The 23,346-nt window shown below is 45.1% G+C and carries 22 protein-coding genes; 6 read left to right on the top strand and 16 right to left on the bottom strand.

What is annotated here, in order from left to right; translation table 11 throughout:
* Positions 1 to 27 precede the first annotated feature (27 nt).
* Entirely contained in the window at positions 28 to 174 is a 147-nt protein-coding gene (locus ACPD8L_RS14510) for a hypothetical protein (RefSeq protein ID WP_181898167.1), read from the top strand.
* Here the strand turns inward: ACPD8L_RS14510 and ACPD8L_RS14505 are convergent.
* From ACPD8L_RS14505 to ACPD8L_RS14480, 6 genes are all read right to left on the bottom strand, one after another.
* The gene (locus ACPD8L_RS14505; RefSeq protein WP_293303271.1) at positions 171 to 800 is read right to left on the bottom strand and encodes a hypothetical protein; all 630 of its coding nucleotides are present in this window, start codon (positions 798 to 800) and stop codon (positions 171 to 173) included. The two genes, ACPD8L_RS14510 and ACPD8L_RS14505, sit on opposite strands and share 4 nt — an antisense overlap.
* A gap of 44 nt (positions 801 to 844) precedes the next feature.
* On the bottom strand, positions 845 to 1,144 hold the full coding sequence (locus ACPD8L_RS14500) for an HPF/RaiA family ribosome-associated protein (RefSeq protein ID WP_423944093.1): 300 nt from the start codon (positions 1,142 to 1,144) through the stop codon (positions 845 to 847).
* A 74-nt stretch (positions 1,145 to 1,218) separates the two neighbouring features.
* The gene (locus ACPD8L_RS14495; protein ID WP_423944091.1) at positions 1,219 to 2,526 is read right to left on the bottom strand and encodes an ATP-dependent 6-phosphofructokinase; all 1,308 of its coding nucleotides are present in this window, start codon (positions 2,524 to 2,526) and stop codon (positions 1,219 to 1,221) included.
* A 36-nt stretch (positions 2,527 to 2,562) separates the two neighbouring features.
* Positions 2,563 to 3,354, bottom strand: coding sequence for a universal stress protein (locus ACPD8L_RS14490; protein WP_421810795.1), 792 nt, complete (start codon positions 3,352 to 3,354; stop codon positions 2,563 to 2,565).
* 115 nt (positions 3,355 to 3,469) lie between these two features.
* Entirely contained in the window at positions 3,470 to 4,675 is a 1,206-nt protein-coding gene (locus ACPD8L_RS14485; protein WP_423944088.1) for a succinylglutamate desuccinylase/aspartoacylase family protein, read from the bottom strand.
* Positions 4,672 to 6,516 (bottom strand): glutamate-cysteine ligase family protein, encoded by a 1,845-nt coding sequence (locus ACPD8L_RS14480; protein WP_423944085.1) that lies wholly within the window; start codon positions 6,514 to 6,516, stop codon positions 4,672 to 4,674. Before ACPD8L_RS14480 ends, ACPD8L_RS14485 begins: the two co-directional genes overlap by 4 nt.
* 163 nt (positions 6,517 to 6,679) lie before the next feature.
* Between ACPD8L_RS14480 and hemN the strand changes: the two genes are divergently transcribed.
* Together hemN and ACPD8L_RS14470 are read left to right on the top strand one after the other, a co-directional pair.
* Positions 6,680 to 8,038: an oxygen-independent coproporphyrinogen III oxidase gene (hemN, locus tag ACPD8L_RS14475; protein ID WP_423944082.1), complete on the top strand. Its 1,359-nt coding sequence runs from the start codon at positions 6,680 to 6,682 to the stop codon at positions 8,036 to 8,038.
* A 16-nt stretch (positions 8,039 to 8,054) separates the two neighbouring features.
* Positions 8,055 to 8,876 (top strand): universal stress protein, encoded by an 822-nt coding sequence (locus tag ACPD8L_RS14470; RefSeq protein WP_116217145.1) that lies wholly within the window; start codon positions 8,055 to 8,057, stop codon positions 8,874 to 8,876.
* 72 nt (positions 8,877 to 8,948) lie between these two features.
* On the opposite strand, the gene ACPD8L_RS14465 is transcribed toward ACPD8L_RS14470, so the two are convergent.
* The 9 genes from ACPD8L_RS14465 to ACPD8L_RS14425 all read right to left on the bottom strand — a co-directional run bounded on the left by ACPD8L_RS14465 (position 8,949) and on the right by ACPD8L_RS14425 (position 19,038).
* Complete coding sequence (locus tag ACPD8L_RS14465; protein WP_423944078.1) at positions 8,949 to 10,217, bottom strand: acetyl-CoA hydrolase/transferase family protein; 1,269 nt, start codon at positions 10,215 to 10,217, stop codon at positions 8,949 to 8,951.
* Between the two features lie 67 nt (positions 10,218 to 10,284).
* A complete protein-coding gene (locus tag ACPD8L_RS14460; protein WP_421810790.1) occupies positions 10,285 to 10,995 on the bottom strand; it encodes a sulfite exporter TauE/SafE family protein in 711 nt (236 codons plus the stop codon).
* A 3-nt stretch (positions 10,996 to 10,998) separates the two neighbouring features.
* Positions 10,999 to 11,445, bottom strand: coding sequence for a FixH family protein (locus ACPD8L_RS14455; protein ID WP_421810789.1), 447 nt, complete (start codon positions 11,443 to 11,445; stop codon positions 10,999 to 11,001).
* A gap of 41 nt (positions 11,446 to 11,486) precedes the next feature.
* Positions 11,487 to 12,896 carry a cytochrome c oxidase accessory protein CcoG gene (ccoG, locus tag ACPD8L_RS14450; RefSeq protein WP_423944074.1) on the bottom strand — a complete coding sequence of 470 codons (1,410 nt, stop codon included), beginning with the start codon at positions 12,894 to 12,896 and terminating at the stop codon, positions 11,487 to 11,489.
* 45 nt (positions 12,897 to 12,941) lie between these two features.
* A complete protein-coding gene (locus tag ACPD8L_RS14445; RefSeq protein WP_116217140.1) occupies positions 12,942 to 13,886 on the bottom strand; it encodes a cbb3-type cytochrome c oxidase N-terminal domain-containing protein in 945 nt (314 codons plus the stop codon).
* Positions 13,887 to 13,890: 4 nt separating this feature from the next.
* Entirely contained in the window at positions 13,891 to 14,079 is a 189-nt protein-coding gene (locus ACPD8L_RS14440; RefSeq protein WP_116217139.1) for a CcoQ/FixQ family Cbb3-type cytochrome c oxidase assembly chaperone, read from the bottom strand.
* A 121-nt stretch (positions 14,080 to 14,200) separates the two neighbouring features.
* Entirely contained in the window at positions 14,201 to 16,381 is a 2,181-nt protein-coding gene (ccoN, locus tag ACPD8L_RS14435; protein ID WP_423944071.1) for a cytochrome-c oxidase, cbb3-type subunit I, read from the bottom strand.
* A gap of 2 nt (positions 16,382 to 16,383) precedes the next feature.
* Positions 16,384 to 16,593: a cbb3-type cytochrome oxidase assembly protein CcoS gene (ccoS, locus tag ACPD8L_RS14430; RefSeq protein WP_116217137.1), complete on the bottom strand. Its 210-nt coding sequence runs from the start codon at positions 16,591 to 16,593 to the stop codon at positions 16,384 to 16,386.
* Positions 16,594 to 16,665: 72 nt separating this feature from the next.
* Positions 16,666 to 19,038 carry a heavy metal translocating P-type ATPase gene (locus tag ACPD8L_RS14425; RefSeq protein WP_423944068.1) on the bottom strand — a complete coding sequence of 791 codons (2,373 nt, stop codon included), beginning with the start codon at positions 19,036 to 19,038 and terminating at the stop codon, positions 16,666 to 16,668.
* Between the two features lie 118 nt (positions 19,039 to 19,156).
* On the opposite strand from ACPD8L_RS14425, the gene ACPD8L_RS14420 reads away from it, so the two are divergent.
* From ACPD8L_RS14420 to ACPD8L_RS14410, 3 genes are all read left to right on the top strand, one after another.
* Entirely contained in the window at positions 19,157 to 19,846 is a 690-nt protein-coding gene (locus ACPD8L_RS14420; RefSeq protein WP_152132462.1) for a Crp/Fnr family transcriptional regulator, read from the top strand.
* Between the two features lie 80 nt (positions 19,847 to 19,926).
* Positions 19,927 to 20,832 carry a universal stress protein gene (locus ACPD8L_RS14415; protein ID WP_116217134.1) on the top strand — a complete coding sequence of 302 codons (906 nt, stop codon included), beginning with the start codon at positions 19,927 to 19,929 and terminating at the stop codon, positions 20,830 to 20,832.
* 52 nt (positions 20,833 to 20,884) lie between these two features.
* Positions 20,885 to 21,835, top strand: a complete 951-nt coding sequence (locus tag ACPD8L_RS14410) for a threonine ammonia-lyase (RefSeq protein ID WP_423944064.1) — start codon at positions 20,885 to 20,887, stop codon at positions 21,833 to 21,835.
* A gap of 2 nt (positions 21,836 to 21,837) precedes the next feature.
* On the opposite strand, the gene ACPD8L_RS14405 is transcribed toward ACPD8L_RS14410, so the two are convergent.
* Positions 21,838 to 23,289, bottom strand: coding sequence for a sensor histidine kinase (locus tag ACPD8L_RS14405; protein ID WP_423944061.1), 1,452 nt, complete (start codon positions 23,287 to 23,289; stop codon positions 21,838 to 21,840).
* Positions 23,290 to 23,346: the final 57 nt, after the last annotated feature.

The following is a 23,346-nucleotide window of genomic DNA, read 5'->3' as shown; positions in this document are numbered from 1 at the left end:
CTTACCTTGATGGGAAATTACACTATTATGACTGATGAAGTTTCTTTTGGCAATAGACTCATGGTTGCTTTCTTGCGGTTCATGGTCTTTGTCCTGGTTATTATCTTGATTGCGATTCCCGTTTGTATTATCTTGGATATTTTAGGGGTACTGGATGCCCTTGGGCTGGCTTAATAAAAAATTATATCCTGCTTCTCCATCTCATCGGTGATCAGTTTAATGTAGGCATCAATGGTCTTTTCAACATTTGGGGATTCGGTCACGTCTATGTTTCCCCTCCAGATCAGTTCCCTTTCCTTTCCCACACAGATACAGTATAGGGAAGTCTCTAGATGATAAATGTTGAAGGAGTCATAGGATTCCGGATCATAATAAATGTCTTGATGTTCCAGATAATCGGTACTGAACCGCATGAACATCCTATCAATATTGTTTATTCTTTCCTTTAGGGTGCGCTTGCTATCGGCCTTAAGGATCTTGGTGAACAAGATGGCATCAAAATCTTTATCCAACAATTGCTGTTCCACTTCGGACAGTTCTTCTTCCGACTTTTGGGATGCCGTGAACTCCACATCAAAAAGGTCAATGCTGCGCATGGCCTCTACCCCTTTATCCTCCAACTTCTTGACCAATTTGCTCTCAAAGTCCATCCGTACATTTTCATCCTTGGCCATGCCCACTACGAGCACTTTATAGGCATCAAAGATGACATGGTCCGGATTCTTCCAGGTCCCCACCAGTTTCGCCGTGGAACAACCCGTGAGCAGTAGAAGACTTAAGGCAACATATTTAAATTTCATGGGAAGTGGTTTAGGATCATGCACAGCAAAGATCTAATTTCCATTTAATGTGACACAAACTTACCCTGTCTTTTTTCCAATTGTCTTTGCAATTCTTCAATGGTCTCTGCCAAGGATTTTTCAAAATCGTCCGTTTTGGCCTTGGCAAAAAGTCTAGGTCCGGGAGCACTCATTTCTATTTCGCATATTTTTCCTTCCCCAGCTTTGTCATTCTCCATTTTAAAGAGCACATTGGCCTTGATCAACCAGTTGTACTTTTTCTCCAGCCCATCCAACTTTTTCATCAAGATTTCGGTCAATGATTCGCTGGTCTGCATTTTTAGATATTGAACTTGTACTTCCATGATTCTTGTTTTGATTTTCTCCAAAGCTATGGAGTGAAATTAGGAAATTAAATGACAAATGTCAGCTTGGTCGATTATCCCCATGAAAAGGGCTGACCTGTACTCTGCAATACGGAAAACCAAAATTCGCCCTCCATATCTATTTTCTTTCTTTTTTGGGTCACCTCTGCAATGGGTACATACACATACTTGTTATTGACCTTGCTACTCACAAACCGGGTCTTTCCCGCCATGGCCCCATGAACGGCATGGTAGGCCAACCTACTACAATAGACACTATCGCTTGAGTTGGCGGGCGCACTCCGAATGATGTAACTGGGGTCTATGTATTTGATGGTAACGGAGGAGCCCTTAAAGTGTTCGCCTATTTTTTCCTTTAAAAAAAGGCCGATATCTTGATGTTTCACATTCCCCGATGCGTCCTTGACCCCGCTTTTCTCTTGGAACAAATGCTGCCCAGCGCCTTCAGCCACAACAATGACCGCATGTCTTTTCAGTTCCAACCTCTGTTCCAGGGCTTTTAGAAATCCATTTTCACCTTCAAGGGAAAAATCCATCTCGGGAACCAGCACAAAATTCACCACAGGCATGGCCAAGGCGGCAGAAGCTGCTATAAAACCACTGTCCCTTCCCATCAATTTCACAATGGAAATCCCATTGAAAGCCCCAGTAGCTTCATTGTGGGCATCGCGTAGAATGGGGCTTGCCACATCAAATGCCGTTTCAAACCCGAAAGATTCATCAATAAGATCAATATCGTTGTCTATGGTCTTGGGAATCCCCACCACGCTGATCTTGGCATTCCGTTTTTTGATTTCCTGCCCAATGGCATCCACTCCTTTTAGGGTACCGTCGCCCCCAATGGCAAAAAGGATGTCGATGTTGTTAGCCTGCAAGGTATCCACCATTTTGGACACATCTTGACTTCCTCGGGACGACCCTAAAAAAGTGCCCCCAAACTGATGGATATCCTTTACTTTGTCCGGAGTGAGTTCCACAAAGCCGTGTCCTTTCTCCGGATTAAGTCCTTCATACCCATAGGGTATGCCCAAAATTTTCTTCACCCCATAAAAATAGTGGAGCCCCATGACCACCCCACGAATCACATTGTTGATCCCTGGACACAAACCTCCACAGGTAACAATGGCAGCCGTGGTCTTTTGGGCATCGAAAAAAATATCCTGACGGGGGCCCGCCTTTTCCAAGCACAGGGGAGCATCACCCGTTTTGAGACAATGATTGTAATACTCCATCGAAAGGTCAAAGACCAATCGATCGGCATCGCTCACAAAATCAAAGATATTATCCCCTTTGACCGTACTAAGTTTCAAGGGCGATTTATGGTGTGGCGTTCCCAAACTTTCTATTTGGAATTTTCCCATAGGGTCCATATTAAATTGAGGATTTATACAATGCCATCAATCCAAAGCCAAAACCGGAATTTCGGAATGCAGGGTCAGCAGCTTTGTCAATCGGCCTTCAGAAGGGGTACTGTTCTGGGCATGGTTCCTTGGCAGGATAACCAAAAGGTCGATTTTCTTCTCGTTGATGTAGTTGAAAATACCTTCTTCCACATCCTGGTTTTTATTGAACGTATGCTCCACATAAAAGTGCTCCAAATAGTATTCCAATGAGTTTTCGGTACTATCGGCCGTGGAGTGCTCCTCATAAATGGATTCTTTATAGATGGTAAGTACGTGCACTCTTGAGTCAAAAGTGCGTGCTATGTCCAACAAAGTATCCAAAAGTTTTTTGTTGTCGATCAACTCCCCCCCCATGACCAGGGCAATATCCTTGGGCTCCTTGATACCACAGCCATAGGGAATGGAAATCACAGGGCAATCGGCATCCAAAACCAATCTTGAGGTATTGGTAATGGCCTCATCGGTGATTTTATCTCCCATGGTACCCATCATGATCAAGTCAGCATCACTGGATTTTTGTGCTGCCAAAATAGTACTGATCATCTTGCCTGTAGCGGTTTGGAATTCGGGTTCAATATTTAACCTAACGTCCATGCCTTTGAGGACGTTTGAAAAATCTTCCTTGAGTTCATCCTCTTCCGAAAGACTTATGGGCATTGCACTAACGTACATGGCCAAAATGGTTATGGGACGTTCGGGACCCACAAAATTGGCCACGTATTCCAATGCATTCAACGAGGCTTCCGAAAAATCAAAAGGAATCAATATTTTATGTATACTGCTCATACCAAAAAATTTAAAATGTCAACTAACTCTTGTCCCAAAATTAGATGGGGAGCATGAGCTAAAATATGATAGAAGTCATATTTGTGGCTTTTGCCCCACTGTTTACCGCCTTAAATCAGAACCAAGGGGTATTTTTATACATCTTGGTTTTTGAGGTTCTCTCCCTGTTTTTGACCACCAAATGGTCTTCATTGAACCTTCTAGCCCTATACCCCAACAAATGAAAAAACGATCGTGCCATATACCGGGCTATCCGCTGATTCACGACAAGGGTGTCCTTTTGATCGGATTTCCACCGCACCCCGGGCAACTTTGCCAACAGGTGATCTACCTTAAACCGCCTCAATTCCCGTGAAATCTGCAACCATATTTTAGGAATTACCCGGATAAAGTAAAATCCCTCACTGCCCTGATCTTGGTACAGGGGCATAAAAATCTGCTTATGCCTATTGGCCTTCACGATTTCACCGTTGTATACGGCTATTGACTCACCTTTGGGAACATGCTGAAAGTTAATGAATCCGGGGTACATTTTAAAATTATCCCCGGGAGCTATTTTATGCTCATGATAAATCTCATAAAACCGCTGCGCCACGGTTCCATTGGTTTGTTTGATATGGTTGAACAAATCCGCTTGCTCCTTTTCCGAAGCTTGGACCGAAGAAGTCAAATACAGCGAAAACCGAATAAAGTCCGCATGGTTCTGGATGGCTTTTATATCATTGTGCTGACCGCTTTCAAAACCCAGTGACACATAACCCAACTCATTGATGTAGCTCAACAAGGCCCCTTCCAAATATTCCTCTATCCCTAAAATTATGGGCAAAGGATAGTTTGCGGCGTAGTTACGGTTCAGCAGGCTATCGTTCAAAACCATGAAGGGCGTCGTATCACTGGAGGTAGTATGCAGGTCCATAAAATAAAAAGGGGACTTGCCCTCTTCAAGAATCCTGAAAAGTACTTTACGAATTTCCAAGAGTTCTTTCTCCTCATCGGAGCATTCCACCACATCGGAAAAACTGCAATCCATTCGCTCGGGAGTCCAGATACGGTTAAGGTCCTCCTTTTGGAAGCGTACATTCTTGCCAAGCGCCCCAAGGTTTCCTGCTATGGCGTATATTTCACCGTTTACTTTGGTCTTTTGAGCACTTATTTCATCCAAAACCTCTTTTAAGGCAAATACTCCCGCAGGTTCATTGCCATGGATTCCCGCAAAGAAGACCACTGTGGGACCACTGTCCGTCCCCTTGATATGGTCCATGATTCGGTCCACCTCCAAGGTCTGGCCCAGGGCTTCGCTGTACGCCACGGACTTACTCATAAGTCTACTTTACTGATGATTCCTACCAAGCTGCTCCCTTCGCAGACAGGCAAACAACCAATTTGATGGTCTTGCATCATCTTTTTAGCGGTCTCGATCTCCGTCTTTGGCGTCGCGGTAATTACTTTTTTGATCATAATGTCTGAAACCCGGGCCTCGGTTTTATCCAATGTTTTCATTTGGTCGATATGGCTCCATGTCAACAACCCCACCAATTCACCTTTGGTGTTCTCCACGGGAAGGTGGTGAATGTTGTTCCACTGCATAATGGAAAGCGCTAGATTGGCATAGTCATCCCCGTACATTTTCAGGAGCCGGGTCGACATGATCTGGCCTACCCGCTGAAACGACTCCCTTTTTTGTACAATTCCCTGCACCGGTCGCCATTGATGCACGGGAACATTGTTTTGTTGTTGCTCAAACTGGGCTTTTGTCAATTGTACCAAGGCACTGTCCAGCTTCATTTGTTTCCGCAATCGCCTAAAATTGTTTATTTGCCATTCAGCACCTGTGGGGCCATTTACCCTGGCCTCGATAATCCCCAAAAGCCTATTGATGTCATTTTCATTTATTTGATGCTTTTTTAATCCTTTATGGGCAATGGGCAATAGCTCATTCTTGATCAATTTCTTTAAAGTCATATTCTTTCCCTGCCAAGAAAACTGGGCCTGTCTTCCATTTCGTGCGGCATTTATAAAATTCTGCCGCACTTCTTTAAAATCCATAACATTGGGTAAATCATCATATGCCTTGGGCCTACCTTCCATCAATCCGACCCAGAAAGCAAAATTGGCCATTTGATCGATCATTGAAGGCCCTGCTGGAATGTACCTGTTCTCTATGCGAACATGGGGTTTGCCATTGCCTACGCCATAACAAGGACGGTTCCAGCGGTATACGGTCCCGTTGAACAGGTTCAACGCCTCGAGCTTGGGTATTTTTCCTTCCTCCAAGAGTTGCAATGCGCTTTTCCCAATCGGTTTGGTAAGAACAATACGGTGCGTGGAAATGTCCTCCTTAAAGATGTTGACCACCGAGCCTTTTTGCCAATGTTCCCCAAACCCTACCCGGGCCACTTGCTCCTTCACGGCATGGGACCACTTTCGGGTATCCAAACTCTGCTGAAAAAGGGCGATTCGGGTTTCCTTCCAAAGTTCCTTGCCCAACAGAAGGGGGGAATTGCAGGATATCCCTAATACAGGACCGGCAATGGCCTGCGACCAATTGTAGCTTTTGATGAAATCCTCAGGGGCCACTTGCAAGTGCAATTGAAAACTGGTGTTACAGGCTTCAAACAACACCGAATCATGATGGATGGACAGCTCATCCACTCCCCTGATCCTTACACTGAAATCATCGCCCCGCCACATCTTTAGGGTATCATTGAGCTTATAGTATCTGGGGATAGGCGTCATGTAATCCATACCAAGCTCTTCCTTACCAATGGTGGGAAGGATTCCCGTGAGTACAACTTTACTCTGATGTTCTTTAGACGCTGCCTTGGCCTTATCCAACAACTGACCCAACTGCCGTTCCACTTTTTGAAAACACTCCTTCTCCAAAGGAAATGGGTCGAGGTTGGCCTCCAAATTATAGTTCGCCAACTCCGTGGTAAAATGTGGATCATCTATGGTCTCAATGATGTCAAGCGATTTTGGGGAGGGTCTAAATTCATCATCCACCAAGCACATTTCCTGTTCCGCGCCAATTCGCACCACATCATCTTCCACCAAACCCCGCTCCAAGAGAATTTCGAGAGCCTTAACATCATCAATCAAATGCCGAACGAAGGCCTTCCGCTCTTCGCCGTCAAATACACTTTTGCTGATATGCTCTCCCATTACACTGAAAATTAACTCCTTCCGGATTCCCTAAAACTACAAAGGCCATAACGCACAAAATATGATGGTTGTCATGTTGGGATTTGGGGACAGACTGACATTTATCATGTTTTATCCCAAGGAGCACTTCTAATTTTGACCTATAATCCAAAGGTATGTAGTTATGTGTGAATTAGTTCAGAAGTATAATGTCCCCGGCCCCAGATACACCAGTTACCCCACGGTACCGTATTGGGATTTGGAGAGTTTTTCGGGCAAAAAATGGAAATCCAGCGTATTGAAGGCATTCCAGGAAAACCCTGAGGAAGGGATAAGCCTGTATATACACCTCCCCTTTTGTGAAAGCCTGTGCACCTTCTGCGGATGCCATAAACGCATCACCAAAAGACATGAAGTGGAATTGCCCTATATCAAATCGGTTTTAAAGGAATGGCAGTTGTATGTTGAACTTCTTGGAACCAAACCGACCATAAAAGAATTGCACTTGGGTGGAGGCACACCTACGTTTTTCTCACCCGAACATTTGACCCAGTTGGTCAAAGGCATTCTTTCACAGGCCAAAAAAGCAGCAGATGCCCAATTTAGTTTTGAGGGACATCCCAACAATACCACAAAAGCACATCTACAGGCCCTTTTTGATGTAGGGTTCAGAAGGGTCTGCTACGGTGTGCAGGATTACAACCTAACCGTGCAAAGGGCCATCAACAGGATTCAGCCTTTTGAAAATGTAAAGAACGTGACCGACTGGGCCCGGGAAATTGGCTACACCTCAGTAGGCCACGATATCATATACGGCCTTCCCTTTCAGGACTGTGCCCATGTGGAAGAGACCATCATTAAAACCAAGGCCTTACAACCTGATAGGATCGCCTTTTACAGCTATGCCCACGTGCCTTGGCTGAAAGGCAATGGACAGCGGGGCTATAAAGAGGAAGACCTGCCTTCATCCGTGGAGAAAAAAGCACAATACGAAATGGGCAAAAGAATGCTCACGGAGTTTGGATACAAAGATGTGGGTATGGACCACTTTGCCCTCGCTACGGACAATTTGTATACCGCCCTTACCAACGGCACCCTGCATAGAAACTTTATGGGCTACACCCCTTCCAAGACCAAATTAATGATTGGCCTAGGGGTTTCCAGCATCAGTGATAGCTGGTACGGATTTGCCCAAAATGTAAAAAGTGTTGAGGAGTACCAACATTTGGTATCCCACGGACTTATCCCTATTTTTAGGGGACATATCCTTAACCAAGAGGACGAGATTGTGAGACAGCATATCCTTAACCTTATGTGCCAGTTTGAGACCTCTTGGACCAAGGAGGAAGAAGAAGTGGTCGATTTCAAAAAAATCATTGAAAACCTGATGGAAATGGATGCTGACGGACTTATTGAAATCGGAAAAAACAGTATCCAAGTAACCCCAAAAGGACGACCCTTTATACGGAACATCAGCATGGCATTTGATGTAAAACTACACCGAAAACAGCCAGATACACGAGTATTTTCCATGACCGTTTAACCTAAAAAAGAAAAAAATGAAAAGCATAATCGTACCCATTGATTTTTCAAAACAGTCCGAGCGGGCACTCAAAGTAGCGGCCTCCCTCGCAAAGAAAAACGACGCAGAGCTATTGGTGCTGCATATGTTGGAACTATCCCCGGCCCTTATGACCGAATCCGGCTATATTTCCCAGGAACAGGTGGTCCATTTGATCAAAATAGGGGAGAAAAGGTTCGCCGAGTTCTTGGACAAACCCTATTTGAAGGGCGTTAAGGTCGTACCCGTGATCAAACATTACAAAGTTTTCAGCGAGGTGAACGAAGTCGCCGAAAAACACAATGCGGACCTCATCGTTATGGGATCGCACGGTACAGACGGTCTGGAAGAAATCTTTATCGGCTCCAATACGGAACGGGTAGTACGTACCGCTAATGTACCTGTTCTTGTCATCAAAGGCGAGGTTGAGGAGTTTCGCGCAGAGCGATTTGTCTTTGCCTGTGATTTTGCCGAGGAAAGTATTCCCGTGGTAAAAAAGGCCGCGGAAATGGCAAAATTGCTCAAATCCGAGCTTCTCTTGGTCTATGTAAACACACCCGGTGATGAGTTCCTGAGCACAGATGATGCCTATGCCAAAATCACCAAATTCCTTAAAGAAGCCAATTTGGGACTTCAGGTAGAGATCCACGATGACTACACCGTAGAAAAAGGGGTACTCAATTATAGTGAAAAGGTCTGTGCCGATTTGGTGGGCATCCCAACCCATGGAAGAAGAGGGCTTTCCCATTTCTTTATGGGAAGTATTGGAGAGGATATCGCCAACCATTCCAAAGCCCCCGTCATGACCTTTAAAATCTAACCGATTACATCACATAATTCCAAAAAAAAGAGGCTGATAAATTCAGCCTCTTTTTTTTATGGGGTTCCATGATCATCCATTAAACCGTTCGTATGCTGCCTTCTCCAATGCCTCCCTATGGTCTGGATGGGCAATGGAAATCAAGGCCTGTGCCCGTTGTTTCAAATTTTTACCATAGAGGTTCACCACCCCATGCTCCGTGGCCACATAATGCACGTGGGCGCGTGTGGTGGTCACTCCAGCTCCCTGCTTCAGGTAGGGCACAATCTTGGAAACCCCTTTATTTGTAATTGAGGGCATGGCAAAAATGGGTTTCCCCCCATCTGAAAGTGAAGCCCCCCGAATAAAATCCATTTGTCCTCCTACCCCGGAAAATTGTCTGCTTCCAATGGTATCTGCACAAATCTGTCCAGTAATATCAATCTCAATGGCACTGTTGATCGCTGTAACTTTTGGGTTCTTTCTGATTACGGCCGTGTCATTGGTATAGGCTGCCTCCTTAAAGTGGCACAAGGGATTGTCATCGATAAAATCATACAATTTCCTGGACCCCACGGCAAAACAGCTTACCACCTTGCCTTGTTTCACCTTTTTCTCCTCTCCCGTAACAATGCCTTGCTCTATTAGGGGCAAAACCCCATCGGAAAACATTTCGGTATGGATTCCCAATCGCTTATGATTACCCAGTTTGGACAACACGGCATTGGGAATGTTCCCTATCCCCATCTGCAAGGTGGCCCCATCTTCAATCAAAGAAGCCACATGCCCCCCTATTTGAAGCTCCAAGCCTGAAATCTTTGTTTGTTCATGCTCATGGATGGGTTGGTCCACCTCAACGGCCTGATCAATTTGGCTGATATGGATAATACCATCCCCATGCGTCCTAGGTACTCTTGGATTGATCTGCGCCACCACTTTTTTGGCCATTTCAATGGCGGGAAGGGTCACATCCACCGAAACCCCCAAAGAACAATATCCATGCTTGTCCGGCGGGGAAACCTGAATGAAGGCCACATCCAAATCGATGATATTCCTTCGGAACAACAAGTGGATCTCACTAAGGAAAATTGGGACATAATCCCCTTTAAAACCATTGACAAAGTTGCGGACATTACCTCCTACAAAAAGGCTGTTCAACCGAAAACTTTCATTGCAGGGGGCTTGGGTATACCTAGCCTCCCCTTCGGTATGGATGGACACTATTTCTACATCCTTGAGCTCTTCGTATCTATCGCAAAGGGCATCAATAAGTACATTGGGGGTCATGGCCGCGCCTTGAAAAAATACTTTGTCCCCCGATTTTATGATCTGTACCGCTTCTTCTGCAGATGTTATCTTCATATGATTGATTTATTAGGTTGGACAATTCTTGCCCAACCAAATTCTTATTCTTTATTGTTCTATGGATTTAAGGCTGATGGCACTCTATGGTGGCCGAAGCCAAGTTGGTGGGCACTGGCTTGGGGGAAACATAGGGAATGCCCAGCCCTAGTCCACGGATGATAAAAAGTACCCCTATGATCACCACAAATACCGGAATCAACTTTTGCACACGAAACTTGAACGAGTTTCCCATCCATCCTTTGGAAAAGACCACCAGACTCATCAAGGGCACCGTACCCAGTCCGAACAAGACCATGTACAGTCCACCTTGCAACGGACTTCCCAATGCAATGGCGCCCAATACGGCCATGTAAACCAATCCACAGGGTAAAAAACCATTTAGGAAACCTATGGTCAGAAAAGCATCGGGGGTCTTTTTCTTGAGTTCCGTACCCAACTTTGCTTTTACCTTGCCCAATAAGGAGTAGATAGGCCGTAAAAACTTATGCCCATTGAGATATCTTCCTGGAATCAGGACCAACAAAATCATGATGGCGCCTATGGCGATGGATAATTTTTGCTGCATACCAAACAGGGACAGTCCCTTGCCCAAAACCCCAAAGAGCATTCCAATGACCCCATAGGCCATGAGCCTTCCTGCATGGTAAATGGACAGTTGAGCTGTTTTCTTAACTGTGTTCTGCTGGTCCAAGGGCAACATAAAAGCTATGGGGCCGCACATGCCCAAGCAGTGCAGACTTCCCAACAACCCCAATACCAATGCAGATGACAACATAGCTTAATAGATCAATTTCTGTTTATGAAAAAAGGTGTCACCCTCGTACTGCCAATTTACGGTAATGTCCCATCGACCGCCCACCAAGCTGTTGTCAGGTATGAGCAAATGTGTTTTGGACAAACTTATGGGAAAGTCAGTATCCAAACGCTTGTTGGACGGTCTGTACAAGGACACTTTTCCTGTTATCTTTTGGGGGTCGAACTGCTCGGGAAAGAAAATCACAACCCCTTCAGGTGATTTTTCCACCCGTAGGACGGCATCCATTTGCTGAGCTGTTTTGGAAGCATCGATATCTTGCTGATAGCTAAGTTCTTTTTTGTAGTATTCCTCCGTGACCAGATCATGGTTGACCCTATCATCGGTACTCATCCGAAATACAAAGTATAGGATGAAAGTGATAAACCCTATAAAAGCCAATACAATTCCAGTTCCCCAATTTATCTTCATCTTTTTATCCTTTTAGGCTTACTATTCTATTCAACAACTCCCTAATTGTAACTTCTTGGTGCCAAAAACTGGGTGGTGGTGGTCTCAATGACCTCATCCCCACTATAGACCACTATCTTCAGTTTGTCTTTGTCCCCGGTCAGTTCCGAAGCATTGATCTCTATAAACAAAGTACCTTCGGTAAGTTCTTCCGCTGGCACCGTGAAGGTATCCTGGGACACCATTTTGATGGTTCCCCTGTGCGAAATCAATTTAAAGGATACATTCTCAATATCCTTGGTGGTCTTGTTCACCAACTTGTAGGTGTACACATTGCTGATCATATTGTTCTCCTTGCGCTCATACAATTGTCCGGGTAAGCGAAGTATGTTCGCTTCCACCTCGTTTCGAAGGAAGAGCATCCCAATCAATATTCCAATGAGTACGGCAAGAACGGCTGTATATCCTTTCATTCTGGGCGTGAACCTGAACTTGTTGTTGTTCACGATTTCATCCTCACTGGCATACCGAATCAAGCCTTTGGGCTTGTCTATGCTTTCCATGATATGATCGCACTCATCAATACAGGCGGTGCAGTTAACACATTCCAACTGGGTGCCATTACGGATATCTATTCCTGTGGGGCATACATTCACACATTGGAAGCAATCTATACAATCGCCATGGCCCAGCGCATTCCTATCTTCATTTTTTCGGAACTTTTTGCGGCCATTCTCGCCTTCCCCGCGTTTATGATCATAGGCCACAACAATGGATTTATCATCCAACAAAACACCTTGGAGTCTTCCATACGGACAGGCAATGATACAGACCTGTTCCCGGAACCACGCAAAAATAAAGTAGAACACTCCTGTAAAAATCAACAAGGGTACCATGGTGCTCAAATGGGCCATTGGACCTTCGGTGATATACTGAATCAATCTATCGCTACCGATCAAATAGGCCAAAAAGACGTTGGCTATCAAAAAAGAGATGATGAAAAAGATGATCCATTTCAACAAGCGTTTTCTAATTTTCCGGCCATTCCAGGGCGACTTGTCCAATCGCATCTGGGCTCCACGGTCACCATCAATCCAATACTCGATTCTCCGAAAGACCATTTCCAAAAAGATGGTCTGGGGGCACATCCATCCGCAAAAAATACGGCCATAGGCCACGGTAAAAAGTGCAATGAAGACCACTCCTATGATCATGGAGACCACCACCAGGTGAAAATCCTGGGGCCAAAATGGAAGTCCAAAGATATTGAAACGTCGTTCCAACACATTGAACATCAAAAATTGGTGTCCATTGATCTTGATAAAAGGGGCGGCCACCAAAAAGGCCAATAGCGCATAACTGACATACTTACGATAATCGTAATAGTGTCCACTTGGTTTTTTTGGGAAGACCCATGCCCTTTTACCCTCTTCGGAAATGGTTCCTATGGAGTCCCTAAAATTCTCTTCCATTGCATTTTTATTTGGCGAAAACCTATTGTTTTCCAGGCCCTGTTCTTACTCCATTACCACATTGGTGGAATCCAAAACCTGCTCCTCAGGTTGGGTCTGTGCAGGTTCCGGTGCATCCGGATCTACCCAAACATCGCCTTCAGGGGCTTTTGGATTGGCGGGAGTGGTTCCTCCCAAGCTTATCACATAACTGGCCACCTGGGCTATCTCTGCGGGCTTGAAGCTTTGCTTCCAGGCCACCATTCCCTTACCATCACGTCCTCCTTCTGAAATGGTATTGAACACATTCTTGATGCCTCCACCCAAAATCCAATGATCATCGGTCAGGTTGGGGCCAATTCCCCCACCACCATCAGCCATATGGCAAACCACACAGCTAGTGGTAAAAATCTTTTCCCCTGCACTTAAATCAGATGCGTCTGTCAACAATTCTACCGTACTGGCATCCACCAAATCCTTGGCATTTTTCTTGTACTCTTCAATCTCAATTTTGGCAGCGGCCACTTCTTGGTCATACTCCTCCGCTTGGGTATACTCCCCAACAACATGGAACCTGACCAGATAGATAACTCCAAAAACAATGGTACCATAGAAAAGGTATACCCACCAAGGTGGCAATACGTTGTCCAACTCCCGGATTCCATCATAGTTGTGGTCCATGATGATTTCCCCTTCACGCTCTATGGATTTGGTCTTGGTTAGGCGTTGATACAGGTTTTTGGCCCATTTCCACTCCAATTTCCTGTTCTTACTGGCGAGGTACTTCTCCTTACCTTCTTCACTAAGGGTCTGGAACATGATGTTCTCAATGGAACTCAGGATAAGTTCAATGGCGATGAGAATCATCAACACCAAAAGCAGGAAAAACTGCGTGATGGGGTATTCAATGATGGCTGGTTTATCACCAGAGTCTATAAAGTACTCCATCAATCCGAAGATTAGAAAGAAGAGTACGGGTACGCGTATCCACCAGGGTGTTCTTGTGCTCATAATATTATAGTTTGTTGTGTTGATCGTTATGGTCCAATGGCAATTCTCCCATCTCCTTCACATGCTCTTTGGAGGCGGTAAACACCCACCAAAAGAGAAGTACAAAAAACACGAAGAAGATCAAGAGGGAAATCATGGGGTAGTTGGCCACCCCTTCAATAGTTTCCATATGGTTCTTTACAAATTTCAACATGGTTATGTTAGATTATAGAGACAAGAATCAATACGTAAGACTTTAAAGTCATTTTAATTTTAGTCTTGCTTCTTGACTCTTGATTCATGATTTCTTTTTACTCTTTATTTTCTGATAACAGTTATTCTGCTTCCTTGATCTTGATATCCGTACCCAAACGTTGTAGGTAGGCTATGAGTGACACAATCTCACGATCTTTCATTTCCACAAAGTCCTCACCATTTTCCTCCGCATATTTCTTATCGGCCTCATAGGTCTTCACAAATTCAGGATCGGCATATAGATTTTTCTCTATCTGCTCTGCTTGTTCTGCCATGGATTGTGGAGCATTGGCAATATCCTCATCTGTATAAGGCACTCCCAATTTGACCATGGCCTCCATTTTGGATTGGACCCCACTACGATCGTGCTCGTTCTTCACCAACCACTGGTAGGCGGGCATAATGGACCCTGCGGAAGTACTTTGCGGATCGTACATATGGTTCAAGTGCCAGTTGTCCGAATACTTTCCACCGACCCTCAACAAATCGGGCCCTGTACGTTTACTTCCCCAAAGGAAAGGGTGATCATACACAAATTCTCCGGCCTTGGCATATTCACCATAGCGTTCCACCTCGCTTCTGAAGGGTCTTACCATTTGGGAGTGACAGCCCACACATCCTTCCCGGATATAGAGGTCACGTCCCTCCAACTCCAATGGGGTGTATGGTTTTACACTGGTAATGGTTGGGATGTTCGACTTCACCAAAATGGTTGGGACAATCTGTACGATACCACCGATCAAAATGGCAATGGTGGCCAAGATGGTCAATTGCACAGGTTTTCTCTCCAACCAGTTGTGGAAGGTTTCCCCGGCCACACGTTTTTTGGACACACGCTCCAAGGCGGGTGCTTCGGCCAATTCGTCCTCTACCTTGCTACCTGACCTGATGGTCTGTACCACATTGTACAGCAACACGAACATACCCAAAATGTACAAACTACCTCCTATGGCCCTCATCCAATACATGGGGATGATCTGGGTAACCGTCTCCAAGAAGTTACCGTATACCAAGGTTCCATCTGGGTTGAAATCTTTCCACATCAAGGCTTGGGTAAATCCAGCCACATACATGGGCAGTGCATAGAGCACAATACCCAAGGTACCTATCCAAAAATGGAAGTTGGCCAATCCTTTGGAGTATAGGGTGGTCTTGAACATTCTGGGAACCAACCAATAGATCATTCCAAAGGTCAAGAACCCGTTCCAGGCCAACGCCCCAACGTGTACGTGGGCAATAATCCAATCACTGAAGTGGGCAATGGCGTTCACATTTTTCAGGGAAAGCATGGGACCTTCAAAGGTGGCCATACCATATCCTGTAATGGCCACTACCATAAACTTCAGGGTGGCATCACTTCGAACCTTATCCCAAACACCTCTTAAGGTCAATAGTCCATTGATCATACCTCCCCAAGAAGGTGCTATCAACATTACAGAAAAGACCACACCAAGATTTTGGGCCCAATCGGGCAGTGAGGAATACAACAAGTGGTGAGGCCCAGCCCAGATATAAATGAATATCAACGACCAGAAGTGTACTATGGACAATCGATAGGAATAGATGGGTCTATTGGCCGCTTTGGGCACAAAGTAATACATCAATCCCAAGAAGGGCGTAGTCAAGAAAAAGGCCACCGCATTGTGTCCGTACCACCACTGTACCAAAGCATCCTGTACCCCGGCATAAACGGAGTAACTCTTCAATGCTGACACGGGCAGCTCCAAACTATTGAAAATATGTAATACCGCAACAGTTACAAAGGTGGCCAAGTAGAACCAGATGGCCACATACAGGTGTCGTTGTCTACGTCTTAGGATGGTCCCGATAAGGTTCCAACCAAAAACCACCCAAACCACGGCAATGGCCAAGTCAATGGGCCACTCGAGCTCAGCATACTCCTTGGAGGTAGTGTACCCCAACGGGAGCGTAATGGCCGCCGCCACAATGATCAATTGCCAGCCCCAGAAGTTGATATTGCTCAGGGCATCACTGAACATCCTGGCTTTTAGCAAACGCTGGGTGGAATAATAGACTCCAGCAAAAATGGCATTTCCCACAAAGGCAAAGATGACCGCATTGGTGTGCAACGGACGTAAACGCCCAAAGCTCAACCACGAAATGCCATCCGTGACATTGGGAAATAAAAACATGAAGGCCAATAAAAGCCCCACGGCCATACCTACAACGCCCCAAAGCATGGTGGCGTACAAGAACTTTTGCACGATTTTGTTATCGTAGCGAAACTGTTGAATTTCCATATTTATTGGTTTGTACTTTCTGTTTGTTTGATTTGTTTTTTATTCTGATCGGGATTGTCCGTATCCTTGCGAAGCTCATCATCAAAAAGCATCCGTACCGAAGGGGTATACACATCATCATACTGTCCTTTTTTCACCGAAAACACAAAAGCGGCAAAAAAGCAGACGGCAACCGAGATGCTGATGGCCAGTAAAACATAAATAACACTCATACCTTATCCTAATTTAGGCGTAAAACTACTATGGTGACGCTGCGCAAAAAATGACATATGTCAGCTTTCGTCTTATTTTAATCTTTTGCCCAAAATATTGGTGCAAACGGTTGTAAAAGCCACTATACTGATGGAACTCAACGGCATCAAAATAGCAGCTATCACAGGTTGTAATTGACCTGTTACGGCAAAGTACAGCCCTACAATATTGTAGCACAAAGAGAGCATAAAGCTCAACTTGATGACCTGAATGGATTTTTTGGACAGTTGCATAAAGGTGGGCAGCTTGCCCAAACTTGAGGCATCCATAATGCCATCACAGGCTGGCGAGAACACATTGACATTTTCCGAAACGGCCACCCCAACATTGCTCTGGGCCAGTGCCCCGGCGTCATTCAATCCGTCCCCAACCATGAGTACCTGATGGGATTTCTGCATTTTCCCGATATATTCCAATTTATCCTCCGGTTTCTGATTGAATAGCAGTTGCGCTTGGGATGGAAGTATCTTTTCCAGTTGCTCCCTTTCACCGTCATTGTCCCCAGAAAGGATTCCCACTTCCATGTAGGAGGCCAAGTCCGCAAAGATTTCCTTTACGCCATCCCGATAAGTGTTCTTGAATACAAATCGACCCTTAACATCCTCATCCGAGCTTACATAGACTGCCGTATTGGCCAATTCCGCGGTTGTTTCTTTTCCCACATAGGTGGCCGATCCCACTTTTATGGAATGCTGATTGGCCCTACCCTCGATACCCTTACCCGTATGTTCTTGGAACTCATCCAGGGTCATAATGGCGTTGGATTTCAGGATATCGTATAAAGAACGGCTCAACGGATGGTTGGAGGCCCTAAGTGTGGTCTTCAACAAGGCAGTCTCCTCCGTTGTCAATTCTACCCCTTCATACAAAATAGTTTCGCGCTTCGTGGTGGTCAAAGTCCCTGTCTTGTCAAAAATGGCCATGTCTATTTGGGCCAATCGCTCAATGACATTGGTGTTCTTTAGATAAAATCTGTGCTTTCCAAAGATGCGAAGCATATTCCCCAACGTAAAAGGGGCTGCCAGTGCAATGGCACAAGGACAGGCTATGATCAACACCGCTGTAAACACATTGAGTGCCATACTGGAATCATGGTACAACCAAAATGCCGTTGCCAAAAATGCGATGGTGAGCACAGCAATGGTAAAGCGTTTGCCAATGCGGTCCGTGAGGGTCTGGAACTGACTTGCTTTGTCTTTTGAGAAAACGGAATTTCCCCACAACTGGGTCAGGTAGCTTTGTGATACGGATTTGAGCACCTCCACTTCCAAAACTCCAGATAGTTGTTTGCCCCCGGCGAAAAGTTTTTCCCCAGATTCCTTGAAAACCGCTTGGGATTCCCCCGTCACAAAACTATAATCCACTTCGGCCGTGCCCTTGATCAAGATACAGTCCACAGGAATAATTTCCTGACTTCGGATCAGAATACGGTCACCCTTCTTTATTTTGTATATCTGGATATCCTCTTCCTTTCCATCCGTACCCAATCGGGTCACCGCAATGGGAAAGTAGGATTTGTAGTCCCGCTCAAAAGATAGGTAGGCATAGGTCTTTTGCTGAAAGAATTTCCCCAGCAACAAAAAGAAAACCAGACCCGTTAGGCTATCGAAGAAGCCAGAACCCAAATCCAAGGCCACATCCATGGTACTTCGCAGAAAAAGCACCAAGATTCCCAAGGCAATGGGCACATCTATGTTCAGCAGTTTGGAGCGAAGCCCTTTGTAGGCGGAAACAAAGTAATCCTGCGCCGCATAAAATACAACGGGCAGGGAGAAGGCGAACATCAACCAACGGAACACTCCCTTGTACTGATCCAACCAAAACTCCTCCACTTCAAAGTATTCAGGAAAGGAAAGTAGCATTACGTTGCCAAAGGCAAATCCGGCAACCCCCAATTTGTAGATAAGTGACCTGTCTACCGTATTCTTTTTACCCTCCAGAGTCTCCAAGGATATATTGGGTTCATACCCTATGCTCCCCAATAACAACACTAGGGCCTTTAATGAGAAATCCCCAGTTTTATAGGTAACCCGGATGGTTTTCTTGGGAAAGTCGACCTGCGATACCGTAATCGCGGGATGCAGACGGTTTAAGTTTTCCAGCACCCAGATACAGGAACTACAGTGTATGGAAGGAATCATCAGACTGACCACCTGTACCCCCTCTTCATTGAATTCCACCAGCTTTTCCACAATCTCCTGGTTGTCCAGAAAATTGTACTTACCGCGCAATTCATTGGGTGTGGTCCCGGCCTTGGCCTCTATCTCATAGAATGTGGACAGACCATTGGACGAAAATATTTCATAGACGGTCTTACAACCGTTGCAACAAAACTCCTTTTCGTCAAACTGCACCCCATTTTTTCCGCACTCATCCCCACAATGATAACAGGTTGTGTTTGCCATTTACATTTGCTTTACCTAGTGCAAATTTGTAATACTCTTCTTCCTAAAAATATGACATTTATCAGTAGCCTATAAAATTATAAGCCTTAAATTTGGGAGGTCAGGTAAATAATTTGGTATGGAAAGTAGATGTGAAAATTGTATCATAAGACAATTCAATTCGTTGCGCGCGATGAGCAAGGAAGAATTGAAACAAGTTTCCGATTCCAAAACCACCAAAATCCTGAAAAAAGGCGAATCTCTCTTTGAGGAGGGCGATAAGCTCAATGGGGTATACTGCGTCCGTAACGGAGTTTCCAAACTCTCCAAACTCAGCGCCAATGGCAAGGATCAGATTGTAAAACTGGCTTCGAAAGGGGAGGTCATTGGACAACGATCGGTCATTGCCCAGGAAAACACCAACCTTTCAGCCATTGCGGTCAGTGACATGGAGGTTTGCTTTATTCCAAAAGAGACCATTACCCATACGCTTCAAAAAAATCCAAACTTCACTTTGGAGGTTCTACGTCATATGGCCCATGATCTTAAAGAGGCTGATGATGTGATTGTGAACATCTCCCAAAAAACGGTAAAGCAACGCATTGCGGAGGCCATCCTATACTTGAAGAACAATTTTGGTGAGGACAAAGATGGGTTCTTGGCCCTGACCCTTTCCCGTGAGGATATTTCCAACGTGGTGGGAACGGCCACCGAATCTGCTATCCGTATTATTTCCGAATTCAAGAAAAAGGGACTCATCCATACGTCTGGAAAGAAAATCGGCATCAAGGACGAAAAAAAACTCCAGGATATGGTCGAAGGATTTTAAGCTCCTCTTAAAACCTGACAATTATCATAGTATCACCGAGGCTGCGAATATAATTTTACCTCACATTAATCGCTGCCCAGATGCAAAAGATTCTCATACCTACGGATTTTTCAGAAAACGCATGGAACGCCATAGTGTATGCCATGCAGTTGTTTCGCAACAAACCGTGCACATTTTATTTTTTGAATACCTATACCCCGGTGATTCCCAGCAGCCGATTTATGGCCAAAATGGTAGATGGTGTGCGCATTGAGGACGCCTTACGGGATTCCTCTGAAATGGGGTTGAAAAGAACCGTGGAGCGTATCCAAAAGAAATTCAACAATCCAAATCATGAGTTTGAGACCATTTCTTCCTTCAATCTTTTGACCGAAGAGATAAAGGAGATTGTGGATGCGTTCAGCATCAATTTGGTGATTACAGGCACCAAGGGAGCTTCCGGCGTAGATGAGGTGTTCATGGGAAGTAATACGGTACGCATTATAAAGAGCGTTAAAAAATGTCCCGTGTTGGCCATTCCCAGAAATTTTGGGTTTGTGGCCCCCACTGAAATTGCATTTGCAACGGATTTCAATCGATTTTACACCACTTCGGAACTGGCACCTTTGGTGGATATGGCCAAAATGTTCAGGGCCACCATACGGATTGTACACGTACAGTACGGCATCAAGGCTTTGTCCGAATTACAGCAATTCAACCTAAACATGCTCCGCCGCTACCTTAAAGATGTGGAACATTACGTACATACGGTATCCGAGCTCAATTCTGTTTCACAGACCTTGGAAATCTTCTCCAAAGAGCTGGACATCCATTTGTTGGCCATGCTAAATTACCAGCACAGCTATATGGAAAAAATGACCCGGGAACCTATCGTAAAAAGGACTGCTTTCCATACCCAAATCCCCTTGTTGGTCATTCCTGAATTGGGCATGGAAGGAAGTTCCCCAAGAACCAAGGCCAAAGAGCACTCGGTACCTTCTTCCTAAATTGCCTTCGCCTGCCTATATTTACCATTCGGTTTCCCTCTAAAGCAGTCGTATGGACCAAAAGCAACTTCAGGAGTGCCATGAACGGATAAAACCTTTTATCCATAATACTCCCGTTCTCACTTCCCGACTTATTGATCAAATGGTTGGGGCATCCGTTTTCTTCAAGTGTGAAAATTTTCAGCGAATGGGGGCCTTTAAGATGCGGGGTGCCGCCAATGCCATTATGCAACTTCCCAAAGCCCTGCAGCAAAAGGGTGTTGTGACGCATTCTTCGGGTAATTTTGCCCAAGCTTTGTCCTTAGCAGCTCAGAGTTTAGGGGTTAAAGCTTTTATTGTGATGCCAAAAAGCGCTCCCCAGGTCAAGAAAAATGCTGTGAAGGGGTATGGAGGCATCGTGGTTGAGTGCGAATCCACGTTGGAAGCCCGGGAAAAGGAAGCCCAAAAAATAGAAGAAGAACTAGGGGCTACTTTTATACACCCCTCCAATGACGATGCCGTAATCTTGGGGCAGGGAACCGCCTGCAAGGAACTCTTGGAAGAACAATCGGAGCTGGATTACGTATTTGCCCCTGTTGGTGGCGGTGGACTGATTGCCGGAACTGCTTTGGCCGCACATTATTTTGGAAATTCCTGTAAGGTGATTGGCGGGGAACCCTTGGAAGCCGATGATGCCTATCGTTCGCTAAAAAGTGGGACCATTGAAACCAATATCAGCACCAATACCATTGCAGATGGATTGAGGACACATCTGGGAGATAGAAATTTTCCCATTATCCAGCGTTATGTGGACCACATCACAAGGGTAACCGAAGATGAAATTGTTGCTGCCATGCAGATACTTTGGGAGCGACTAAAAATTGTCTGTGAGCCCTCAAGTGCCGTGGCCTTTGCGGCCACACTCAAGGAAAAAGAGTTGTTAAAAGGCAAAAAAATCGGAATCATCATCTCTGGCGGCAATGTGGATGTAAACCGCCTGCCTTTTTCCGGCATGAATTCCTAGGCTTATTTTTTAAAGTGGATGGCAAAGGTGGTTCCCACGTCTTTCTGGCTCCGTACCTCAATTTTCCCTTCCATGGCCTCCACTTGGGTCTTTACCAAATACAGTCCCAACCCTTTTCCTTCGGTAACGCCGCTCAACCTACCGTACAAATCAAAAATTTTCCTTTCACGCTCAGGGGTGAGTTCCATTCCAATACCATTGTCTGAAACCTGCAAAGTAATGGTATCATCTGTTTCCTTGGTATTGATTTCAATCACTGGGGAGACACCTTCCTTACCATAGTGGATGGCATTCAAGATTAGGTTGTACACAATATTGACCAAGTATCCCTTTAGCCCCAAAACCGTTCCAGCCTTGGAAAAATCTGTATGGATCATTGCTTTTGACTCGATTATCTCCTCGGCCAGAAGCCCATCCACGTCTTTCATAACATCAGTCAGTGCAATGTCCCTGAATTGTTCCTTTTCCGCATTCTTCAAGGAAAGGGAAAGGCTAAGGTCTTTTATGGTCTGGTCCAAAGCCTCGGTGGTCTGCTCTATTTTACGTACAATATCATCGTTCATTTCATCCTTGCCCCAATCGTAGATTTTGGACAGCATCAACAGGTTGGATATGGGCCCCCGGAGATTGTGGGAAATGATCCTGATAAAATTCTGCAACTCATTGTTCTGTTGCACAATTTGTTGGTTGGCCAATATATCCTTTGTCACATCACGGGTAATTCCCGCCATCCCTGTTGGATTGCCATTGGCATCATAAAAGGCTCGCCCTTTGTGCTGTACGTACCTAATCTCCCCATCGCCCACAATGATTCTATTGGTTGAGTCATGTGGCAGTTTTTCATTGATGCACCGATGTACATCTTCATTGAAGGCTTCGCGGTCTTCCGGATGGATCAATTCCACCAAGGCCGCGTAGGTAGCTTCGAACTTTCCGGGCACTTGACCATGGATACTAAAAATTTGGTCGGACCATGTGATTTCGTCCTTGATCATGTCCCAACTCCAGTGACCTACATTTCCAATGGCCTGGGTCTCTTTGTATTTTCGTTCACTTTCCTTTAGCCTCAGAATATTCTCGACCTCATGGGATAGACATTTTTGCCATATACAACATCCGGCAACCTCCCCAGATGTATCCATATAAGGTTGAAAGAAAAATTCAATGACCTCTGCATCTTCATTTACCCCAACAGATTGTCTTGCCGAAGTGGCATATCTGTCCAAAGCCCTCTCACAGCCCTTTTCACAAGTCCTGAAAAAAATGCTCTTTTTATAATAGGCCCTTAAATTGATACCTACATGGGGGTCCTCCTGAAATTCCTTTTTGAATCTTTCCTTGAACGCTTTGTTGAAAGCCGTTAATAGGAAGTTCTTATCCATGGCCCAAATAGCATCATTCTTTGCTTTTAAGGCTTCCTTGTCATTATTGATCCTAACCTGCTTTTCTTTCAAGGCTGCGTATTTTCACAGAGGGAACTGTGTCATTGGGCATTTCGGGTCATATTTTGC

Source organism: Flagellimonas algicida, assembly GCF_049629585.1.
Taxonomy (GTDB): Bacteria; Bacteroidota; Bacteroidia; order Flavobacteriales; family Flavobacteriaceae; genus Flagellimonas.
Note: the sequence above shows the minus strand (reverse complement) of the source record. Positions and strands in the feature narration are given on the sequence as shown.

Coding starts and splice junctions, on each gene's coding strand:
- ACPD8L_RS14470 (WP_116217145.1), top strand. CDS start 8,055: ATGAAAAGCATAATCGTACCCATTGATTTTTCAAAACAGTCCGAGCGG.
- ACPD8L_RS14410 (WP_423944064.1), top strand. CDS start 20,885: ATGGACCAAAAGCAACTTCAGGAGTGCCATGAACGGATAAAACCTTTT.
- ccoN (WP_423944071.1), bottom strand. CDS start 16,381: ATGGAAATTCAACAGTTTCGCTACGATAACAAAATCGTGCAAAAGTTC.
- ccoS (WP_116217137.1), bottom strand. CDS start 16,593: ATGAGTGTTATTTATGTTTTACTGGCCATCAGCATCTCGGTTGCCGTC.
- ACPD8L_RS14510 (WP_181898167.1), top strand. CDS start 28: ATGACTGATGAAGTTTCTTTTGGCAATAGACTCATGGTTGCTTTCTTG.
- ACPD8L_RS14480 (WP_423944085.1), bottom strand. CDS start 6,516: ATGGGAGAGCATATCAGCAAAAGTGTATTTGACGGCGAAGAGCGGAAG.
- ACPD8L_RS14455 (WP_421810789.1), bottom strand. CDS start 11,445: ATGAAGATAAATTGGGGAACTGGAATTGTATTGGCTTTTATAGGGTTT.
- ACPD8L_RS14485 (WP_423944088.1), bottom strand. CDS start 4,675: ATGAGTAAGTCCGTGGCGTACAGCGAAGCCCTGGGCCAGACCTTGGAG.
- ACPD8L_RS14460 (WP_421810790.1), bottom strand. CDS start 10,995: ATGTTGTCATCTGCATTGGTATTGGGGTTGTTGGGAAGTCTGCACTGC.
- ACPD8L_RS14495 (WP_423944091.1), bottom strand. CDS start 2,526: ATGGGAAAATTCCAAATAGAAAGTTTGGGAACGCCACACCATAAATCG.
- ACPD8L_RS14465 (WP_423944078.1), bottom strand. CDS start 10,217: ATGAAGATAACATCTGCAGAAGAAGCGGTACAGATCATAAAATCGGGG.
- ACPD8L_RS14415 (WP_116217134.1), top strand. CDS start 19,927: ATGCAAAAGATTCTCATACCTACGGATTTTTCAGAAAACGCATGGAAC.
- ACPD8L_RS14440 (WP_116217139.1), bottom strand. CDS start 14,079: ATGTTGAAATTTGTAAAGAACCATATGGAAACTATTGAAGGGGTGGCC.
- ACPD8L_RS14420 (WP_152132462.1), top strand. CDS start 19,157: ATGGAAAGTAGATGTGAAAATTGTATCATAAGACAATTCAATTCGTTG.
- ACPD8L_RS14490 (WP_421810795.1), bottom strand. CDS start 3,354: ATGAGCAGTATACATAAAATATTGATTCCTTTTGATTTTTCGGAAGCC.
- ACPD8L_RS14505 (WP_293303271.1), bottom strand. CDS start 800: ATGAAATTTAAATATGTTGCCTTAAGTCTTCTACTGCTCACGGGTTGT.
- ccoG (WP_423944074.1), bottom strand. CDS start 12,896: ATGGAAGAGAATTTTAGGGACTCCATAGGAACCATTTCCGAAGAGGGT.
- ACPD8L_RS14500 (WP_423944093.1), bottom strand. CDS start 1,144: ATGGAAGTACAAGTTCAATATCTAAAAATGCAGACCAGCGAATCATTG.
- ACPD8L_RS14445 (WP_116217140.1), bottom strand. CDS start 13,886: ATGAGCACAAGAACACCCTGGTGGATACGCGTACCCGTACTCTTCTTT.
- ACPD8L_RS14425 (WP_423944068.1), bottom strand. CDS start 19,038: ATGGCAAACACAACCTGTTATCATTGTGGGGATGAGTGCGGAAAAAAT.
- hemN (WP_423944082.1), top strand. CDS start 6,680: ATGTGTGAATTAGTTCAGAAGTATAATGTCCCCGGCCCCAGATACACC.